Source organism: Micromonospora sp. URMC 106, assembly GCF_051386395.1.
Lineage (GTDB): Bacteria > Actinomycetota > Actinomycetes > Mycobacteriales > Micromonosporaceae > Micromonospora.
In genome coordinates this window covers 1-20,980 of record NZ_JBPQTP010000090.1, presented here as the reverse complement: position 1 = coordinate 20,980, position 20,980 = coordinate 1, and the positions used below count along the sequence as shown (strand labels likewise).

General features: G+C 76.1%; 6 protein-coding genes and 1 pseudogene. 2 read left to right on the top strand and 5 right to left on the bottom strand.

Annotated features, from left to right (window positions below; all coding sequences use genetic code 11):
- The first annotated feature begins 44 nt into the window (after positions 1–44).
- Both ACSNOB_RS23855 and ACSNOB_RS23850 read left to right on the top strand, forming a co-directional pair.
- Positions 45–1,001 (top strand): ABC transporter ATP-binding protein, encoded by a 957-nt coding sequence (locus ACSNOB_RS23855; protein ID WP_436688661.1) that lies wholly within the window; start codon positions 45–47, stop codon positions 999–1,001.
- Positions 985–1,710, top strand: a complete 726-nt coding sequence (locus ACSNOB_RS23850) for an ABC transporter permease (protein ID WP_436688660.1) — start codon at positions 985–987, stop codon at positions 1,708–1,710. The genes ACSNOB_RS23855 and ACSNOB_RS23850 overlap by 17 nt, the downstream gene beginning before the upstream one ends.
- 4 nt (positions 1,711–1,714) lie before the next feature.
- Here the strand turns inward: ACSNOB_RS23850 and ACSNOB_RS23845 are convergent, their stop codons facing one another.
- The 5 genes and pseudogenes from ACSNOB_RS23845 to ACSNOB_RS23825 form a co-directional block, all read right to left on the bottom strand.
- Positions 1,715–2,869 carry a hypothetical protein gene (locus tag ACSNOB_RS23845; protein ID WP_436688659.1) on the bottom strand — a complete coding sequence of 385 codons (1,155 nt, stop codon included), beginning with the start codon at positions 2,867–2,869 and terminating at the stop codon, positions 1,715–1,717.
- Positions 2,832–6,047, bottom strand: a complete 3,216-nt coding sequence (locus ACSNOB_RS23840; protein WP_436688658.1) for a non-ribosomal peptide synthetase — start codon at positions 6,045–6,047, stop codon at positions 2,832–2,834. The genes ACSNOB_RS23845 and ACSNOB_RS23840 overlap by 38 nt, the downstream gene beginning before the upstream one ends.
- Positions 6,044–13,183, bottom strand: coding sequence for an SDR family NAD(P)-dependent oxidoreductase (locus ACSNOB_RS23835; RefSeq protein ID WP_436688657.1), 7,140 nt, complete (start codon positions 13,181–13,183; stop codon positions 6,044–6,046). Before ACSNOB_RS23835 ends, ACSNOB_RS23840 begins: the two co-directional genes overlap by 4 nt.
- Positions 13,184–13,326: 143 nt before the next feature.
- Positions 13,327–19,230, bottom strand: a pseudogene (locus tag ACSNOB_RS23830) (amino acid adenylation domain-containing protein); the annotation flags it as partial.
- The coding region (locus ACSNOB_RS23825) for an acyltransferase domain-containing protein (protein WP_436688656.1) at positions 19,227–20,980 on the bottom strand (1,754 nt) is incomplete at its 5' end. The pseudogene ACSNOB_RS23830 and the gene ACSNOB_RS23825, both read right to left, overlap by 4 nt.

The following is a 20,980-nucleotide window of genomic DNA, read 5'->3' as shown; positions in this document are numbered from 1 at the left end:
GCATACTCGGCGGTATCTGAATACCGACCAGTATCGGAGATGTCATGGTGCTGCGCGTGGACCATGTCTGCAAGGAGTATCGCGGAGGGGTGCGGGCCAACGACGACATCAGCATCCGGGTGAACGCCGGCCAGGTCTACGGCCTGCTCGGCCACAACGGCGCCGGCAAGACCACGCTGGTCAACCAGGTCGCCGGGCTGATCCGGCCGACCAGCGGCACAATCCGCATCGGCGACGGCGACCCGGTCGCCGACCCCGGGTTCGCCCACCGGGTCTGCTCGGTGCAGCCGCAGGCCCAGGTGCCGCTGATGGGCGTCACGCCACGCCAGGCCATCACCCTGGTCGCCCGGATCCGGGGCGCCGGCCGGGCCGAGGCGGCCGCCGCCACCCAGCGGCTGCTCGACGCCCTCGACATCACCGAGTGGGCCGACACGCCGGCGGAGCGCCTCTCCGGCGGTGTCCGCCGCCTCGCCGCGTACTGCCTCGCGGCCGTGCGGCCGGGCAAGGTGATCGTGCTCGACGAGCCCAGCAACGACGTCGACCCGGTGCGCCGGCGGCTGCTGTGGCAGCAGGTCCGGTCACTGGCCGACGACGGGGCGGCCGTCCTGCTGGTCACCCACAACCTCACCGAGGTCGAGCGGATCCTCGACCGGCTCTCGGTCCTGGCGCACGGCCGGGTGGTCGCCGAGGGCACCGTCGCCGACCTGCGCGCCGGCGCCGGCCCGGCGCTGCGGCTCGACATCAGCCTGGCGGCCGGCAGCGAGGAGCCGGCGCCGCCGCCGTTCACCGGGCAGCCGCCGCGACGGGACCGCCAGCGGCTGGTGTACGCCCTGGACACCGCCGAGGCGGTGGCCGCCACCGAGTGGGCGGCGCGCATGCAGGCCGCCGGCACCATCGAGGACTTCTCGCTCTACCCGATGCGGGTCGAGGACATCTACCTCGCCCTCGAAGAACACCAGCCGGCGACCGACGTGGAGGTCAACGATGTCGTGGCTCCGTAGCTACGCCCTGCTGCTGCGCTGGAACGCGCTGCGGCTGCGCTTCCTGCTCCCCCTCTTCGCGATCGTCTCCGCCGGGCTCTCGGTCGGCATCATCGTCGGCTTCGCGTACCTGCTGCCCGACGTCGACGCCACCAGCGCCGCGTTCCTCGCCACCGGCGGCCCCACCATCGGGCTCATCACCGTCGGGCTGGTGATGGCCCCGAACATGGTGGCGCAGAGCAAGTTGCAGGGCAGCTTCGAATTCGACCAGACGCTCCCCGTCCCACCGCTGGCCTCCGTCGCCGCCGGAGTCACCGTGTGGATCCTGGGCGCGCTGCCCGGGCTCGTGCTGTCGCTGGTGGTCGCCGCGTTCCGCTTCGACCTGCGACTGGACCCGAGCCCGCTGGTGATCCCCGCCGCCCTGCTCGTCGCCCTGACCGCCACCACGCTCGGCTACGGGCTGGCCCACGCACTCCCACCGGCCGCGGTGGGTCTGGTGACCCAGCTCGTCGTCTTCGTCACACTGATGTTCTCCCCCGTCAACTTTCCCGTCGACCGGCTACCCGGATGGTTGCAGGCCGTGCACGTCGTGCTCCCGTTCCAGTACATGGCGCAGAGCGTGCGCGAGTCACTCGTCGGTGGCATCAGCGGCACCCCGTACCTCGTGATGGCCGCGTGGTGCCTGGCCGGTCTCGTGGTGACCTACCGGCTGATCGTCCGCCGGCCCTGACTCGTCAGGCAGGCGTCACCTCGTACAGCGGGAAGTAGCTGTCGAAGGCGTCCCGGGAGTAGGCGTCGGCCAGCTGCGGGATGGCGTCGAAGGAGGTCACCGGCTCGTTGATCTCGGGCAACCAGCCGGTGCTCTCCTGCACGTCCCGGATCCGCCGGCAGTCCTGGAACCGCCAGGCGTGGGTGTGCACGTGGATGTGCCGGCCGATGCACTCCACCGCCCGCAGGTTCGACAGCCGCATGCCGTGCTTCCACCCGACGGTGGCGAGCACGCTCTCGCGGGCCAGCGACTGCAACGTCACCCGGTGCAGCCCACCGCCCATGTTGTCCAGGAAGATCGAGACGCCCTGGCCGCCGCTGATCTCCATCACCCGCTCGACGAAGCGCCGCTTGGAATCCTTGTGCCGGTCCATCGCGTCCGGATCACCGGACGCCTTCGCCACGTCGTAGTCCAGGTCGGGGAACTCGCGACGGTCGATCGGCACGGCGCCGGTGGCGGCGATCGCGGCCAGCCGGCTGTCGCGGCCGGACACCATGGCCGTCCGGAAGCCGTCCCGCCGGGCCAGCTCCAGCTGCGCCCAGACCACGCCACCGCCCCAGCCGATCACCAGCGGGGGCTCGTCCCAGTGGTCGTCGACCTGCGCCTCCCAGCAGCGCCGGGCCACCCGCCAGTTGTCCCACGCGGTGAAGTACCGGGCGAACGGCGCCCAGCGTTCGATCGGGTAGCGGCTCTGCTCCGGCAACGGCACCAGCAGCCGCGCCTCCGTGACGAACCGCCCGGACAGCAGCCCCGGCGAGCCGGGGGCGTCGTACGCGCAGATCCGCTCGGCGTAGCCGTTGCGGTCGATCACCCCGAACGGGATCCACAGGCACTGCTGCCCCTCGCGCAGGCCCCGCACGCCCGGCCCGGCCGCGAGCACCCGCACCACGCCACAGGTCCCGAGGACGATCTTGTCGTCGCCCCGCTGCCGGGCCACGTCCACCGGGTGCCGGGAGATCGCGTGCTCCATGTTGGCTTCCCAGCAGCCCACCAGCGGCTCGACGAGGACCTCGCCCTCCTCGGGCCGGCGCACCGGGATCTGCTCCAGCGTCAGCTGTCCCCGGGTCGGCTCGCTCCCCGGTTCAGTGGCATGCAGCACCCACGCCTTGGTCGTCGCCATCCTGCACCTCCTGATCGTCGTCATCCATCTGTGCGGCCAGTGCCTGTTCCACGGCGGCGGCGAACGCCGCCACCGTGCGGTTCTCGAAAACGCTGCGGATCGGCAGGTCCACCTGCCACGCCCGGCGGGCCCGCGACACCACCTGGGTCGCCTTGATCGAGGTCCCACCGAGGGCGAAGAAGTCACCGTCGGGGCCGAGGCCGTCCACCTGGAGCACCTGGCCCCAGAGCGTCACCACCGCCTGCTCGGTGACCGTCATCTCGCCAACCTCGGCCCCGCCCTCCCCGGCGAGGTCGCGCGGCGACGGCAACGCGCGCACGTCGAGCTTCCCGCTGCTGGTCAGCGGCAGCCGGTCGAGCGGCACGACGGCGCCGGGCAGCATGTACTCCGGGAGCACCTGCGCGCAGTGCGCGAGCAGCTTCTCCGCGTCCACCCGCGCCGCGCCCGCCGGCACCACGTACGCCACCAGGGTGTCGGGCGTGCCGTCCGTGCCGTCCGAGGCGCGGGCCACCACCGCGCACTCGGCCACGTCGTCGTGCCGGCGCAGCACCGCCTCCACCTCGCCGGTCTCGATGCGCAGGCCGCGCACCTTGACCTGCTGGTCGGTGCGGCCGAGGAAACGCAGCGCGCCGTCCTCGGTCCAGCGCACCAGGTCGCCGGTGCGGTAGAGGCGGGCACCGGGCGGGCCGAACGGGTCCGGCACGAACCGCTGGGTGGTCAGGTCGGGGCGCCCGGCGTACCCCCGGGCCAGTCCGGCGCCCCCGACGTGCAGCTCGCCGGGGATGCCGATGCCGACCGGGCGGCCCGCCGCGTCCAGCACCCGGACCGTGACGTTCGGGATGGGCCGGCCGATGGGCGGGGCCTCGTCCTCGGGGCCGCACTCGTGCACCGAGACCCAGATCGTCGCCTCGGTCGGGCCGTACGCGTTGAAGACCCGGCGCCCGGGGGTGCGCCACTGCCGCACGAGCGACGCCGGCAGCGCCTCGCCGGCGAGGACGAGGGTGCGCAGCTCCGGCAGGGCGGCGACCGGCACCGCCGCCAGGGCCGACGGGGTGATGGTCAGCGCGGTGATCCGCTCGGTGGCGAGCAGGTCCCGCAGGTCCGGCCCCGGCGCCACCCGCTCGGCCGGCGCGAGGTGCAGCGTGGCGCCCGCGCCGAGGGCCATGGCCACGTCGAAGACCGACGCGTCGAACGTCGGCGACGCCCACTGCAGCACCCGGTCGTCCGGGCCCAGCCCGAAGAGCGCGCGCTGGGCCGCGATCACGTTGCACAGCCCCCGGTGCGGGACGAGCACGCCCTTCGGCCGGCCGGTCGAGCCGGAGGTGTAGATGGAGTAGGCCAGGTCGTCGGGGCCCGCCGACTCGGGCAACCGGTCGTCGGCCAGGTCGGCGTACCGGTCCCGGTGGGCGTCCAGCAGGACAATCTCCACCCCGGCGCGCGGCAGGCCACCCCGGTGGCGCCGGTCGCTGACCACCACCGCCGCGCCGGCGTCGGCGAGGATGTCGGCCAGCCGGGCCGGCGGGTGGTCGGGGTCCAGCGCGACGAAGTAGCCGCCGGCCTTGAGCGCGGCGAGCATCGCCACGACCAGTTCCGGGGTACGCCCCAGGCACAGCGCGACCGGCGTGCCCGGTCCCACGCCCAGGCCGCGCAGGTGCCGGGCGAGCCGGTTGGCCCGGCGGTCCAGTTCCCGGTAGGTGACCGACTCGCCGCCGGCGCGCAGCGCGATCCGGTCCCCGCCCAGGTCGGCCTGCTCCTCGACGAGCCGGTGCACGGTCGTCGCGTCCGGGTACGGCGCGGACGTCCCGCTCCAGCCGGCCACCGTGGCGCGCTCGGCGTCGGTCAGCACGTCGACGTCCCGCACCGGCGTGTCCGGGCGCGTCGCCACGGTGTCGACCACCGTCGCGAGGTGCCCGAGCAGTCGGGCCACGGCGTCGTGGCCGACCCGTCGGGGGTCGTAGCCGACCCGGACGGCGAGCCGCTCCCCGTCGGGGATCACCAGCACCGACAGCGGGTAGTTGGTCCGGTAGCGGTACTGCCCGTCGCGGATCTCCACCGCGCCGCTGCGCCGGTGCAGCACACCCACCCCGGGCAGGTTGAGCACGGTCATGATGGTGTCGAACAGGGGCAGGCCCGGGGGCACCTCGCTCCACCGCTGCACCTGCTCCAGCGGGCTGAAGTCGTACCGGCGCAGCGCTGCCTGTTCGTGTTGCAGGGCGGCGGCGGTGGCGAGGACCGAGCGGGCCGCATCGAAGCGGACCCGCACCGGCAGGGTGTTGATGAACAGCCCGGCGGTCTGCTCCACCCCCGGCACGTCCGACGGCCGGCTGGACAGCGTGCCGCCGAACACGACGTCGTCCCGCCCGCTGTGCGCCCGCAGGACCAGCGCCCAGCAGGTCTGCAGCAGCGAGCCGAGGGTCACCTCCCGGCGTCGGCCCAGCTCGCGCAGGGCCGCCACGGTCTCCGCCGGCAGGTGCAGCACCTGCTCCGGGTTGTCCCGCCCGGACGGCTCCGGCGCGCTGCCGTCGGCCGGGCGGATCCACGCCGGGGTGGTCGAGTCGGTGACGCCGCGCAGCGCCTCCCGCCACGCCTGCCGGGCCGCGTCGAGGTCCTGGGCCCGCACCCAGCCGACGTACTCGTGGAAGGAGGTCGCCGGCCGGGTCTCCAGTTCCCGCCCGGCGGCCAGCGTGTCGTAGTTGGCGAACGCCTCGTCGAGCACCATCAGCGCCGACCACGCGTCCAGCAGCAGGTGGTGGTAGCGCAGGACGAAGGTGTAGTCCTCCTCGCCGGTGCGGATGAGGGTCAGCCGGACCAGCGGCGGCTGCTGGACGTCGAACCCCTGGAGCCGGTCGGCGCGCAGCCGCTCCTCCAGCCGGGCCGGCAGCTCCGCGGCGGGCACGTCGCGCCAGTCGAGGGTCTCCATGGGCACCTCGACGTGCTCCCGGACCACCTGGACGGGCTGCTTGATGTCCTCCCAGTGGAACGACGTGCGCAGCACCGCGTGCCGCTGCGTCAGCGCCTGCCACGCCGCGAGCAGCAGGTCCGGATCGACGGGCCCGTGCAGCCGGTACTCGACCTGGTCGACGTAGAAGGCCGCCCGGGGGTCGGCGAGGCTGTGCGACAGCAGCCCTTCCTGCATGTACGACAACCGGTAGATGTTGTCGACTCCGGGAACGGTCACGGCTGGTCCTTCCTCAGCGTCTCGGGTGCGGTGGGACGTCCGTTCGGCCGGCCGGAGGTCGCCCCGGCCAGTTGCGCGGCCAGCGCGGTCAGATCGCTCGCGTCCAGCCCGGCGTCGGCGAACGCGGCCAGGTCGGCCGGTGCGCGGCGGCCCCTCCCCGCCGGCACCCGCTCCCCGGGCGGGTGTTCGCCCGGCGCCGGGACGGCGTCCGTGTTCGCGCGCTCGCCGGCGTCCCGGTCCTCGGCTTCCCGGTCGTCGGCGGCGACGGCGGCGAGGTCACGGACGGTCGGGTGGGCGAAGACGTCGGCCTCGGCGATCCGCAGTCCCGCCCGGCGGGCGGCCCCGACCAGCCGGAGGCTGAGGATCGAGTCGCCCCCGAGGTCGAAGAAGTTGTCGGTGACGCCGACCCGGTCGACCCGGAAGATCTCCGCCCAGATCTCGGCGAGGATCTGCTCGCGCGGGCTCTCCGGCGCCCGGTGGGGGCGGCCGGTGCCCGGCCCGGCGACCGGGGTCACCGGGGCCACGTCGACCAGTTCGGCGTAGAGGCCGGGGCGCCACCGCTGCGGCAGGTGCCCGGCGAGCCGCGACCAGTCGGCGTCCGCGACCACCAGGCACGGCGGCCCGGCCGCGGAACCCGCCAGCACGTCGAGGCCGGTGGCCGGGTCGAGGGGGTGCAGGCCGAAGGCGGTCAGCCGGTCCCGCTCGCGGGCGCCCAGCCGGGCCGCCATCCCCGTCTCCGCCCACGGGCCCCAGGCGATGCTGACCGCCGGCAGCCCGAGGGCCCGCCGGTGTCCGGCGAGGGCGTCGAGGAAGGCGTTCCCGGCGGCGTACCCGGCCTGGCCGGCGGTGCCGACCACCCCGGCCAGCGAGGAGAACAGCACGAAGAAGTCGAGCTGGTCGTGCAGGGTGGCGAGGTGCAGCTGCGCGGCGGCCAGTTTGGGCCGGAGCGGGTTGTCGAGGCGGTCGGGCGTCTGCGCGCCGAGCGGGGCGTCGTCGAGACCGCCGGCGGCGTGCACCACGCCCCGCAGTGGCGGGCCGGCGCGCCGCGCGGCGGCCACCGCCAGGTCCAGCGCCACCGGGTCGGTGACGTCGCAGGTCAGGGTCCGGACCCGGTCGCCCTCGCCGGGAAGGGGCTCGGCGTCCGCGACGGTCGTGGCGCCCCGGGACAGCAGCCACACCCGGCCCGCGCCCCGCTCCAGCAGCCAGGCCGCGACCCGGCGGCCGAGGCCGCCGGTGCCGCCGGTGACGAGGTAGCCGCCGTCCGGGTCAACGGGCAGGCTCTCCGGCCGGTCCGCCGGCGCCGGCACCAGGCGGGGCGCGAGCGTCCCCGCCGGGCGGACGGCCTGCTGCGGCGGCGGGGCGGGGGCGGTCAGCGCGGCGAGCACGGCCGCGGCGTCCGCGGCCGGGTCGGCGCCGTCGGGCGGCAGGTCGAGCAGGACGATGTCGGCGTCCGGCCGCTCGGTCATCGCCACCCGGCCCAGCCCCCACACGGCGGCGTGGGTGGGGTCGACCGGGGCGGTGTCGTCGGTCTGCTGACAGCCGCGGGTGACGAGCACCAGCCGGGCCCCCGGGTGCCGGGCGGCCTGGGCGTGCAGCAGGTGCAGCGCGGCGTGCGCGCCGTGGGCCTGCCGGTCGTGCAGCGCCGCGGCGCCGCCCGGCACGCCGGGGCCGTCGTCGAGGGGCCACAGCAGGGCGACACCGCGCAGCGGCTCCGGTCCCGGCTCCGCCAGCAGGGCGGGCAGCCCGCCGGGGTGCTCGGCGGCCGCCGCCGGCCCGACCGCCCGGCAGGTCCCGCCGCCGTCGCGCACGGCCGCCGCGACCCGGTCGGCGACGCCCCCGGCGTCGGCCAGGAGCAGCCAGCCGCCGGTGGTGTCGCCCGTCGCCCGTTGCGGGGCCGGGTCGGCGGGACGCCAGTCGATCCGGTGGCGCAGGCGGTCACCGGCGTCGCCGCCGCGCAGCAGCGCGTCCCGGCGTACCCGGCGCAGCCGCAGGCCGTCGACGACCAGGCGGACCCGGCCGGCGGCCCGCAGGGTGACGTCGAGGACGAGGTCGTCGCCGTCGGGGGTGGCCGACCGGAGCCGGGCCCGGCAGGTCAGGTCGTCGTCGCCGGTGGCGCTCGGCCCGGGCGCGTACCAGGCGAGCCGGTCGACGCCGACCGGGACGGCCAGCCCGCCGCCGTCGGTCGCCAGGGCCTGCGGGGCGAGCGCCAGGACCAGGCGCAGGCAGGAGTCGAGCAGGCCGGGTTCCGGTCGCGTGGACGGCGGTACGACGCGCGGGCGGCGCAGCGTGGCGTCGGCCTCGTCGCCGTGCCGTACGACCGACTCCAGCCACCGGTAGCGGGGGCCCAGCCGGTAGCCGGCGGCGTGCATCCGCTCCTCCAGGTCCGCCACCTCGGTGCCGGGGGTGTCGCGGGGACGGTCCGCTCCGGCCGGCGCCGGACCGGCCGGCCGCACGGTGCCGGTGGCGTGCACCCGCCAGCGGGCCGGGTCACCCCCGGCCGCGCTGACCACCTCGGCGGCCCGCGCGGGGCCGTCCGGGGCGCCCAGCAGCACCTGGATCTGGACCCGCTCACCGGCGGTCAGGGTGAGCGGCTCGGGGAAGGTCACGTCGGTGACCTCGGCGCTCGGCACCCCGTCGGCGGCGCTCGCGGCGAGGATCGCGGCGAGGTGGTTGGCCGCCGAGACGACGCTCGCGCCGAAGAGGCCGTGGTCGGTCAGCCGCTCCGGCAGCTCGGGGCCGACGACCTGCTCGAACACGCTGCCGGTGAGGGCGGGTGAGCGCAGCCGCTCACCGAGCGGACCGGTGTCGGCGGGCCGGCTCGCCCCGAGGCGGGTGTCGCGCCAGAAGCGGCGCCGCTGGAACGGGTACGTCGGCAGCGGCACCCGCCGGGCGTCCGGGTGCACGCGCTCCCAGGCCAGCGGCGCGCCCGCGCAGAAGGCGGCGCCCAGCGCGTCTCGGGTGACGGCGGCGTCCGCGCGGCCCCGGCGCATCGTCGGCACCCAGCGGGCGCCCCGCGGCACCAGCGCCCCGCGCCGGGCGAGCGTGCCGAGCACCGGGTCGGGGCCCAGCTCCAGCACCAGCCCGCAGTCCAGCTCGGCGAGGCGGCCCACCGCCTCGGCGAAGCGGACCGGCTCGCGGGCGTTGCGGCACCAGTAGTCGGCGTCCATCGGGCCGTCGAGCAGCCGCCCGGTCACCGTGGAGACCAGGTCCACGCGCGGCTCGGTGGGCTGGCTGCGGGCCGCCTCGGCGGCGAGTCCGGCGCGGACCGGGTCCATCAGCGCCGAGTGGAACGCGTGCGACACCCGCAGGTCGCGGTGCCGGACGCCGGCGTCGGCCAGGGCCCGCGCCACGCTCTCGACGGCGGCGGCCGGGCCGGAGACGACGGTCTCGGCCGGGCCGTTGTAGGCCGCCACGGAGACGTCGGGGTGCCCGGCCAGCACGGCCTCCGTGGCCGCCCCGTCCGCCGCGACGGCGAGCATCCGGCCGCCGGCGGGCAACGCGTCCATCAGGCGGGCGCGTACGGCCACCAGGCGGAGCGCCTGCTCCAGCGGCAGCACACCGGCCACGCACGCCGCCGCGTACTCGCCGACGCTGTGGCCGAGGACGACCGCCGGCTCCAGGCCCCAGGAGCCCCAGAGCCGGGCGAGGGCGTACTCGACGGCCACGACGGCCGGCTGGGTCCAGCCGGTGCGGTGCAGCAGCTCACCGCCGTCGTGGAGCACCCGGACCAGGTCGTCGCCCAGGTGCTCGCCGAGGATGTCGGCGCACTCGCGCAGGGCGGCGCGGAACACCGGTTCGGTGTCGTACAGCTCCCGGCCCATCCCCGGGTACTGGCAGCCCTGACCGGGGAAGACGAACGCGATCCGGGGGGCGGCGCGTACCTCGCCGGAGATCGGGTCGTCCGCCTGGCCCCGGGCGTACCGGTCGAGGTGGTGCCGCAGTTCCGCCCGGTCGGCGCCGGTGACCGCCAGGCGGTGCCGCAACGGAGCGCGGAACCGGGCTGCGGCGGCGCAGACAGCGGACGCGGACAGTTCGGGATGCCGGTCGAGGTGGGCGGCGTAGCGGCCGGCGAGGGCCCGCAGCGCGGCGGGCGATCCGGCGGAGAGCGGCAGCAACAGGGCGTCGCCGCCATCCGGCCCGGCCGGGTCGGCGTGGTCGGCCGCGTCGGCCCGATCGGCCGAGCCGGCGGGACCGGCCGCTGCGGCCGGCGCCAGGGCCGGGGCGGTCGCGGGTCGGTGCTCGGCGAGCAGCACGTGCGCGTTGGTGCCGCCGATGCCGAACGAGCTGACCCCGGCGACCCGGGGCCGGCCGTCCGGGCCCGCCGGCCAGGGACGGCCGGTGGTGGCCACCGACAGGGGCAGCTCGTCCCAGGGCAGGCGGGGGTTGGGGGTGCGGAAGTTCAGGTGCGCCGGGATCCACCGGTGCCGCAGCGCCAGCACCGTCTTGATCAGGCCGACCACGCCGGCGGCCGCCTCCAGGTGACCGATGTTCGTCTTCACCGAGCCGACCACCAGCGGGTCGCGCCGGTCCCGGCCCAGCACGTCGGCGGCGGCGCGCAGCTCGATCGGGTCGCCGAGCGGGGTGCCGGTGCCGTGCGCCTCCAGGTAGTCGACGTCGGCCGGGGCGAGGCCGGCGGCGCGCAGCGCGTCGGTCAGCAGCTCCTGCTGGGCGGTGCCGTTCGGCACGGTCAGGCCGCTGCTGGCGCCGTCGTGGTTGACGGCCGAGCCGGCGAGCACGGCGTGGATGTCGTCGCCGTCGGCGATCGCGTCGGAGAGCCGCTTGAGCACCACCATCCCGGCGCCCTCGCCCCGGGAGTAGCCGTCCGCCGCCGCGTCGAAGGTCTTGCACCGGCCGTCCGGGGCGAGCGCGCCGGCCCGGCAGAGGAAGAGGGTGATGTCCGGGGCGAGCATCAGGTGCGCGCCGCCGGCCAGCGCCAGGTCGCACTCGCCGGCGCGCAGCGCCTGGGCGGCGAGGTGGACGGTGACCAGCGACGAGGAGCAGCCGGTGTCGACCGCCATCGACGGCCCGCGCAGCCCGAGCACGTACGACAGCCGTCCGGCCGCCACGCAGAAGAGGTTCCCGGTGCCGGTGTAGCCGTCGATCCGGGCCGGGTCGGCGATCTGGAGTCCCTTGTAGTCGTCGATGGACAGGCCGGCGAAGACGCCGCTGCGGGTGCCGCGCAGCCGGTCCGCCGGCATCCCGGCGTGCTCCAGCGCCTCCCAGGCCACCTCCAGCAGGAGCCGCTGCTGGGGGTCCATGCTCTCCGCCTCCACGGCGGAGATGCCGAAGAAGTCCGCGTCGAAGGTGTCCACGGTGGGCAGGAAGCCGCCGCGCCGGGCGTAGATGGTGCCCGGTTCCAGGGGGTCGTCGCCGTGCAGCGCGTCGACGTCCCAGCGGTCGCGGGGCACCGGACCGGTGGCGTCGACGCCGTCGCGCAGCAGCCGCCAGAACTCGTCCGGGCCGTCGGCGCCGGGCACCCGGCAGGCCATGCCGACCACGGCGATCGGCTCGTCCGCGGCCAGGGCCCGGCCCGGACCGGTCGGGGTCGCCGCGGGACCGGTCGCCGACCGGTCCGCGTCGCCGCCGCCGAGCCGGGCGGTCAGGTGGGCGACGAGGTCGGCGACGCTCGGGTGGTCGAACGCCACCGTCGGCCCCACCGCGACGTGCGGGCGCAGGTCGGCGGCGAGGCGCTCGGCGAGGCGGACGGCGGTCAGCGAGTCGAAGCCGAGGGCGAACAGGCCCGCGTCGGCGGGGATCTCGGCGCGGTCGCGGCCCAGCACCTCCGCCGCGCGGTCCACGACGTACTCGCGCACCCGGTGGCCGAGCCCGGCCGGGCTGCCGGCGCGCAGCCGGTCCACGACGGACGACCCGACCGAGACCCGCTCCGGCTCGCCGGCCGGGCCGGCCGTGGCCCGGGACACCGCCGGCAGCGCGTCCCAGCTGACGGGCAGGCCGGCGAGGTAGAGGTCGGCGGCAAGCGCGTGGACCGCCTCGGCGGCGTCCCGGTCGGGGCGCAGCGAGCCCAGCACGGTGGTGCCGACCCGCCCGCCCAGGCACTGCAGCAGCGCGGTGCGCAGCACCGGGGTGGGGCTCACCTCCAGGTGGACGGCGGCGCCGGCGCGGGCCACCGCGTCGAGGAAGCGCACCGGGCGGCGGGACAGCATCCCCCAGTGCTCCGCGCCCAGCCGGTCGCCGCCGACCAGGTCGCCGTGGACGGTGGAGACCATGTCGGTGGTGGTGGGCCCGTTGCGCAGCAGCGGCCGCAGGTCCGCCACCAGTTCCCCGGTGAACGGCTCCATCTGGGGGCTGTGGAAGGCGTAGTTGATGCCGAGGTCGCGGTGGAACACCCGGTCCGCGGCCAGCCGCGCCACGGCGGCGTCCAGGGCGGACCGTTCCCCGGACAGCACCACGCTCGCCGGGCCGTTGACCGCCGCCAGGGACAGCCCCGGAGGCAGGTCGGCGAGCAGCCGGGTGGCCTGCTCCGCGGAGAGGCCGACGGCGAGCATCCCGCCGCCGCCGGTGGCGCGCTGCAACATCCGGCCCTGGTGGTACGCGACCGCCATCGCGTCCTCGACGCTGAGGGCCCCGGCCGCGTGGGCGGCGGTGATCTCGCCGAGGCTGTGCCCGATCACCACGTCGGGTCGCACCCCGAGGCTGTCCAGCAGGGCGAGCAGGCCGATCTCCACCGCGACGATCGCCGGCTGGGCGACGGCCGTCTCGGCCAGCCGGCTCGCCGCCGCCGGCCGGCGGATCTCCTCGACGACCGACCAGCCGCCCAGCGCGCGGACGGCGGCGTCGCACCGGTCCAGGGCGTCCGCGTACGGGGCGCACCCGGAGAGCCCGTCGCCCATGCCGGGCCACTGGGTGCCCTCCCCGGAGAAGACCATCGCCAGGCGCGGGGCGCCGACGCCGGTGGCCGTGCGTACCCCGTCGGTCGGCTCACCGGCGGCGGCCGAGCGCAGCGCCGCCACCAGCGACGCCCGGTCCCCGCCGGCGGCGACCAGCCGGTGCGCCGCGCCCGCCGGCGCGTCCCGCGCGGTCGGCTCCGCCCCGGCGGCCAGCCGGTCGGCGGCCTCGGCGGCCCGGCGGCGCAGCGCGTCGGCGTCGGCGGCGCCGATCGGCACCATCCAAGACATGGGTACCTCCGTCACCGTGGTTCCGCCGCCGCCGGGACGGGGAACGGCGTGTCCTTGATCTGGTGGCCGCCCAGCTCACCCTCCACCAGCAGCACCTTCCCGGCGGCGGGCCGCGCGGGCGGCCGGAGCGCCTCGGCGAGCGGCCGGTACGGGTCGGCGGTGACCGCCGCGAGCGTCGCCACGAGGTCGTCGAGCACCCGGGCGGCGGACTCGTCGGTCAGCAGCTCGCGGTGGTAGGACAGGATCAGCCCCAGCTCCACCCCCGGCATCACGTCGAGCCGGAACGGCTCCGCCAGCCGGCTGAAGAACGTCGGGACCCGCTCGGTGGAGCCGAACAGCGTCGGGTCGAGGTTCTGGAAGACCAGGTACGCGTCGAACATCGGCCGGTCCGCCGGCCAGCCGGCCCACGCCGCCACCTGCTCCGGCGCCACGTACTGGTGGTGGGCGGCGTCGGCGCCGACGGTCATCACGTGCGACAGCAGGTCCACGACGGGTCGGTCCGGCTCGGGCAGCCGCACCCGCATCGGCAGCACGTTCATCGTCGGGCCGGTCAGGTCCTCGACGCCGGGCAGGTCCGCCGGGCGGCCGTTGAAGAAGACCCCCAGGGTGGCCTCGGCGCGGCCGGCGTACCGGGCGAGCAGCGCCGCCCAGGCGGCCTGGACCAGCGTGTTCGGGGGCATCCGCAGCCGCTGCGCGGTGTCCCGCAGCGCCTCGGTCACGCGTGCGTCCACGTGCAGGTGCTGCCGGGCGTAGCCGCGCTGGGCGCCGGGGCGGTTGCCGGGCGCGGACGCGGCCAGCGGGGTGGGCGTCCAGCCGTCGGCGAACATGTCCCGCCAGAACGCTGGTGTGTCGGCGGGGACGCCGCGGCGGCGCAGCCAGGCGACGTAGCGGCTGAACGGCACGTCCGTGCCGGCCTGCGGGGTATCGCCGGCGAGCAGCCGGTGGTACTCGCCGATGACGTCGCTGAGGAAGACGCTCAGGCTCCAGCCCTCCATCCGCAGGTAGCTGAAGCTGAACACCGTCCGGTAGGCGTCCTCGCCGACCTTGGCCAGGAACAGCCGGATGCCGGCGGGGTCGTCGGGACCGCAGCCCACCGCCTGGTCCTCGCGGAGGAAGCGGGCCAGCGCCGCGTCCTGCTCGGCGGCGGTGAGCCCGGTCCAGTCCTCGTACCGGGAGGGCAGCTCGACGTCGCGCCGCACCACCTGGAGCGGCTCGTCCAGGTCGGTCCAGACGAACATGGTCCGGAGCAGGGCGTACCGGCGGGCCAGTCGCGCCCAGCACCGGCGCAGCAGGTCCACGTCGATGGGGCCGCGCAGGGTGTCGACGCGTTGCACCAGGAACTCGCCGGGCCGCGGGTCGGTGACCAGCCGACGCAGCATGTGCGCCTGGTACGGGGCCAGCGGGAAGACCTCCTCGACGTCGGGATCGGCCAGCAGCCGCTCCCGGCGGGCCCGGTCGCGCTCCGACAGGCCCCAGTCCCCCGGCGGCTCCGGGGCGTCCCCGGCGGGGCCGTCGGCGACGCCGCCCTCGGCGAGGCGGGCGTCGGCGACCGCCGCGAGCTCCGCCACCGTCGGGTGCGCGAACAGGTCCCGGGGCACCAGCGGCAGGCCGGCCCGGTTGGCCCGGGCCATCACCCGGATCCCCCGGATCGAGTCCCCGCCCAGCTCGAAGTAGTTGGCGGTGGCGCTCACCCGCTCCAGGCCGAGGACGGACGCCCAGATGTCGGCGACGAGCTGCTCGGTGCCGGCGGCCGGCGCGACGTGCTCGCCCCGGTCCCGGGCGGCCACCGGCGGCGGCGCCGGCAGGTCCGACCAGTCCACCTTGCCGTTGAGGCTCAGCGGGATGTCGGACACCGGGACGAACACCGCCGGCACCGCGTAGCGCGGGATGCGGTCCTTCAGGTGCGCCCGCCAACGTGGGCCGAGTTCGCCCATCAGTCGGGCCTGGCGGGGCCAGTTCGCGAGCGTGCCGCTGCGCACCGGCGGCGCCGGCGGCCACGACGGGCGCACGTCGGCGCGGTGGAACAGGGCGTCCATCCGGGTCGGGTCGACGGCCGACGGGGCGACGACGACGCGCACGCCCAGCTCGTCGGCGAGCCGGTACAGCTCGTCGGGGTCGACGCCGGCCGGTTCCCGGTCGACCCGGGCGCGCAGCTCGCCCACCGTCCGGCAGGCGCCGTCGCCGGCCCGCAGGGCGGCGACCTCGCGGAGGCGGCCGTTGGGTATCCCGGTCACGGCGACCGCCGGTTCCTCCCCGAGCCGGTCGCGCAGCCGGCCGGCCAGGTCGCCGTCCCAGCCCAGCGGGTCGGCGGCCGGCTCCGGCCCGGCCGGTGCGTCCGGCGCGGGGTCGGCGGCGACGTGGACCACCACGTCGTAGCGGAACCGGCTCAGCTCGTTGTCGTACCCGCCGGGCTTGAGCCGCACCTCGACGGCGGCGACGCCGGGCAGGGTGTCGCCGAGGGTGGTGAACAGCGCCGGGTCGAGCGCGAGTTCCTCCTCCTGCCAGGTACGGGCGGCGGCCCGGGCGAGCACCACCGCCGGGTCGGCACCCGGCTCCGCCCGGTGCAGTTCCACCGAGCGGTGGAAGTCGGCCAGCAGCGGCAGGCTGCGGACGTCGCCGACGACGATCCGGCCGCCCGGGGCGACCAGGCGGCGGGCCTGCGCCAGCACCTGCCGCAGGTAGTCGACGTCCGGGAAGTACTGCACGACCGAGTTCAGCAGCACGGTGTCGAAGGACCCGGTGGGCAGGTCCGCCAGCTCATGCGCGGCCCGCTCGTCGAGCGTCACGCCCGCCAGGCCGCGGGCCCGGACCTCGGAGCGGACCTGGTCGAGCGCGAACCGGGAGATGTCGGTGCCGCGGTAGGACACGGCGTGCGGCGCGATGCGCAGCAGGAGCAGCCCGAGCCCGCAGCCCACCTCCAGGACCCGGCCGGGCGGCGCCGCCAGGGCCAGGGAGACCGTCTCGTCGACCCACCGCCGCATCTCGTCCGCCGGGATGGGGTCGCCGGTGTAGCTGCTGTTCCAGCTGGAGTAGTTGCTCTCCGCCGCGTCGGGGCTCTCCGGCTCGGTGTACGCGTCGTCGAAGACCCGGGCCCACTGGCCCACGGTGCCGTCGACGTCGTCGGTCGCCGGGGCCTCGTCCGGGGTCGCCGGCGCGGTCGGTTCCGGGTGCGCCCCGGTGCGGGGCACCACGTACGCCACGAGCTGGCCCTCGCCGGTCTCCCCGCCGGCGTCGCGGCGCACGGTGACCACCGCGTCCCGCACGGTCGGGTGCTCCCGCAGGGCCGCCTCGATCTCGCCCAGCTCGAAGCGGATGCCCCCGAGCTTGACCTGGAGGTCCTCCCGGCCGAGGTAGGACAGGGTGCCGCCGGGCCGCCACCGGACGATGTCGCCGGTGCGGTACATCCGGGCGCCGGGGCGGCCGCTGAACGGGTCCGGCACGAACCGCTCGGCCGTCAGCGCGGGCCGGCCCTGGTAGCCCCGGGCCACCTGGATGCCGCCGATGCACAGCTCGCCCGGCACGCCGACGGGCACCGGCCGCCCGGCCGGGTCCAGCACGTAGATGCTGGTGTTGTCGACCGGCGCGCCGATCGACACGTCGGCGGTGGCGTCCTCGCCGGGCGGGCACCGGTGGGCGGTCACGTCCACGGCGGCCTCGGTCGGGCCGTACAGGTTGTCCAGCCGGGCGGGCAGCCGCTCCTGGAGGCGGCGGACCAGGTCGCGGGGCAGCGCCTCGCCGCTGCACACCACCCGGCGCAGCCCGGTGCAGGTGGCCGAGCGCGGCTCGTCGAGGAAGAGCCGGAGCATCGACGGTACGAAGTGGACCGTGGTGATCCGCTGGTCGTTGATCAGGTCGACCAGGTAGCCGGGGTCGCGGTGCCCGTCGGGGCGGGCCATGGTGACGGTCGCGCCGACCAGCAGCGGCCAGAAGAACTCCCACACCGAGACGTCGAAGCTGGCGGGCGTCTTCTGCAGCACCGGCTCGCCGGCGGTCAGCCCGAAGCGGCGCTGCATCCAGCGCAGCCGGTTCACCACGGCGCGGTGGCTGTTCATCACCCCCTTCGGCATCCCGGTGGAGCCGGAGGTGTAGATGACGTACGTCAGGTCGTCCTCGGTGACCCCGCTGGCCGGGGCCTGCTCGGACTCGTCGGCGCAGTCGTCGCGGTGCAGGTCGATCGCCGGCGGCGCGTCGGCCGGGAGCACGTCCCGCCCGCCGTCGCCGGTCAGCACGATCTCGGCGCCGCAGTCGGCGAGCAGGTACGCCAGCCGCGCGGGCGGGTGGTCCGGGTCCAGCGGCACGTAGCAGCCGCCGGCCTTGAGCACGCCCAGCAGCGCCACCAGCAGTTCGGGCGAGCGGTCGAGGCAGACCGCGACCCGGCTGTCGGGGCGTACGCCGTGCCGCCGCAGCCGGTTGGCCAGGCGGTTGCTGCGGCGGTCCAGCTCGGCGTAGGTGAGCGAGCGGTCGTCGAGCCGGACGGCGACGTGCTCCGGGGTCCGCCGGACCTGCTCGGCGATCAGCTCGTGCAGGACGCGCGGCGCGGGCTCCGGGGCGGCGGTGTCGTTCCACGCCCGCAGGACGCGGTCGCGCTCCTCGGCGTCGATCAGCTCCAGCCGGGACAGCGGGGCGTCGGGGTCGGCGCAGACCTGGTCGAGCAGGCGCAACAGGCTGGCCAGGATCCGCTCGACGGTGTCCCGGTCGAACAGGTCGGTGGCGTACTCCAACCCGCCGGGCAGCGTGTCCCCGGCGTCCGCCAGGGAGAGCCACAGGTCGAACTTCGCCGACCCGGTGTCCCCCTCGACCAGCCCGACGAGCTGGGTGTCGGCGGTCAGGTCGACCCGCGGCGGCGGGGTGTTGTTCAGCGCGAGCATCACCTGGAACACCGGGTTGTGGCTGGTGCTCCGCTCGGGTTGCAGCTCGTCGACGAGCTTCTCGAACGGCAGGTCCTGGTGGGCGAAGTCGGCCGACACGTCGGCGCCGACCCGGCTCAGCAGCTGCCGGAACGTCGGATCGCCGGTCACGGTGGTGCGCAGCGCCAGGGTGTTGGCGAAGAAGCCGAACAGATCCTCCAGCTCCGGTCGGTTGCGGTTGGCCACCGGTGTGCCGACGACCACGTCGGGCTGCCCCGACCAGCGGGAGAGCACCACCGTGAAGGCGGCGAGCAGGACCATGAACAGGGTGCTGTCGGTGCCGGCGCAGAGGGCGCGCAGCCGCCCGGTGAGCTGCTCGTCGACGGTGAACCGGAGGGTGTCGCCGCGGAAGCTCTGCACGGTGGGCCGGGGCCGGTCGGTGGGCAGTTCCAGCAGCGCGGGGATGCCGTCGAGGCGTTCCCGCCAGTAGCGCACCTGCCGGGCCAGCTCGGGCCCGGACATCTGGGCCCGCTGCCACACCGCGTAGTCGGCGTACTGGAGCTTCAGCTCGGGCAGCCTCGGCGTGCCGCCGGTGACCAGCGCGGAGTAGCACTCGGCCAGTTCCCGGGAGAACACCCGGCCCGACCAGCCGTCGGCGATGAGGTGGCTCCAGTTGACCAGGAAGACGTGCCGCTCCGGGGCGAGCCGGAACAGTCCGAACCGGACCAGCGGCCCCACCGCCAGCACGAAGGTCCGCCGGGCCTCCTCCTGGAGGGCCCGCCGCACCCGCTCGTCGCCTTCCGCCTCGCTGAGGTCGCTCAGGTCGGTCACCGGCAGGTCGACCGCCGCCGGCGGCGACACCACCTGCACCGGCTCGCCGTCGGCCTCCCGGATGGTGGTGCGCAGCGCCTCGTGCCGGTCGACGATGCGCTGCACGCTGTCCCGCAGCGCCGCCACGTCCAGCGGCCCGCGCAGCTCGACGGCCATCGGCGTGTTGTACGCCGGGCTGTCCGGCACCATCCGTTCGAGGAACCAGAGCCGCTGCTGGGAGAAGGAGAGCGGGGCCGGGCCGTCGTGGCCCCGGCGGGGGATCTCGTCGCGGTTGCCGCGCCGCCCCTTCGACCAGGCCGCCAGCAGCGCCTGCTTGGCCGGGGACAGCGCCGGGGCGGGGCGGGACCCGCGCTGCTCGTCGACGGTCATCGCGCGGCCCCGTCCGGCTCGCCGTCGTGCGCTCCGGGTGCGGGGGCGCCGTCCGCTCCCGTCGCGGGGGCGCCGTCCTGCAGGGCGCGGATGATGGTGGCCTGGGCGGCGATGGTGTGCGCCTTGAACAGCTCCTCCAGCGGCAGGTCCACCGCGAAGCGTTCCCGCAGCCGCGTGACCAGGCGGGTGGTCAGCAGGGAACTGCCGCCGAGGGCGAAGAAGTTGTCGTGCACGCCGACGGTCTCGAAGCCGAGCAGCTCGCGCCAGGCGGCGGCGATGGACTCCTCCAGGTCGTCGCGGGGCGCCACGTACTCGGTGGTCAGGTGGGGGCGCTGGTGCAGGGTGCTGCCGAGGTCCACGTCGAGGCTGGTCGGGCCGGCGTCGACCGGCTCCGGCGCCCGGCGCAGCGCCACCGAGTCGTCCTGCACGGGCACGGGGCCGTCCTCGGGTACGTCGATCCAGTACCGGCGACGCTCGAACGGGTAGGTCGGCAGGGACACCCGCCGGCAGGGCTGGCCGGCCGCGAAGGCCTCCCAGTCGACGTCCACGCCGGACTCCCAGAGCCGGGCCAGGGTGGCCAGCAGGAACGCCTGGTCCGGCTGGGAGTCACGGGGGTGGCGGACGGACGGCAGGACCGGCGGGGCGCCGTCGCCGTTCGCCCCCACCAGCGCGCCGAGCACCGTGCCGGGACCGACCTCGACCAGCATCCGGTCGGCGGAGCCGGCGAGCAGGGTCTGCACCCCGTCGGCGAAGCGGACGGTGCCGCGCAGGTGGCGCACCCAGTAGCCGGGGTCGGTCGCCTCGGCCGGGGTGATCCAGGTGCCGGTGACGTTGGAGACGTAGGACTGGGTCGGCTCGCGCAGGGTGAGGCCGGCGACGTGGGCGCGGAACTCGTCGAGCACCGGCTCCATGGCCACCGAGTGGCCGAGGGTCTGCACGTGCAGCCGGCGGAAGTCCACCCCGTCGGCGGCGAGCCGGTCGGCCAGTTCCTGCACCGGCTCGACCAGGCCGGAGACGGTGCACTGGCCGGGGGCGTTCACCGCGGCGATGGAGAGTTCCGGTCCCAGCCGGGCGGCGAGTTCGTCCTCCGGCAGCGACACGGCGAGCATGGCGCCGCCGGGCAGCCGGTCGATGAGCTGGCCGCGCAGGGCCACGGTGTCGATCGCCTCGGCGAGGTCGAAGACGCCGGCCAGGCAGGCGGCCACGTACTCGCCGCTGCTGTGCCCGAGCATGGCGTCCGGGTGCACGCCCCAGGACTGCCACAGCCTGGCCAGCGCGTACTCCACGGCGAACAGGGCGGTGGTGACCCCGGCGGACGTGCCGAGGAACTCCTGCACGGCCCGGTCGCCGTCGGGGGCGCGGACCACGTCGCGCAGGTCGAAGCCGAGCCGGGGGGCGGCCAGGTCGGCGCAGCGGTCGAGGTGCTCGGCGAAGACCGGCTCGGTGGCGTAGAGCTGCCGGCCCATGCCGACGTACTGGCTGCCGCCGCCGGGGAAGAGGAAGGCGACCTTGCGGCCGGGCCGGAAGTCGACGGCGGCGGTCGGCGGCGTGGTCAGCGCGGCAGCGGCCTGGGTGGCGTCGCGGCACACCACCGCCCGCCGACGCTCGAAATGCCGACGCCCCACCTGCAACGTGAACGCCACATCCGCCAACCCCACCCGACCATCAGCCAACACCTGACCAACCCGACGACCCACCTCCACCAACGCCGACGGCGTCCGCCCCGACACCACCACCACCTGCCAACCCC

What these genes read in the sequence shown, in the direction of transcription:
- ACSNOB_RS23855 (WP_436688661.1), top strand. Translation starts at nt 45, where the DNA reads ATGGTGCTGCGCGTGGACCATGTCTGCAAGGAGTATCGCGGAGGGGTG.
- ACSNOB_RS23850 (WP_436688660.1), top strand. Translation starts at nt 985, where the DNA reads ATGTCGTGGCTCCGTAGCTACGCCCTGCTGCTGCGCTGGAACGCGCTG.
- ACSNOB_RS23845 (WP_436688659.1), bottom strand. Translation starts at nt 2,869, where the DNA reads ATGGCGACGACCAAGGCGTGGGTGCTGCATGCCACTGAACCGGGGAGC.
- ACSNOB_RS23835 (WP_436688657.1), bottom strand. Translation starts at nt 13,183, where the DNA reads ATGTCTTGGATGGTGCCGATCGGCGCCGCCGACGCCGACGCGCTGCGC.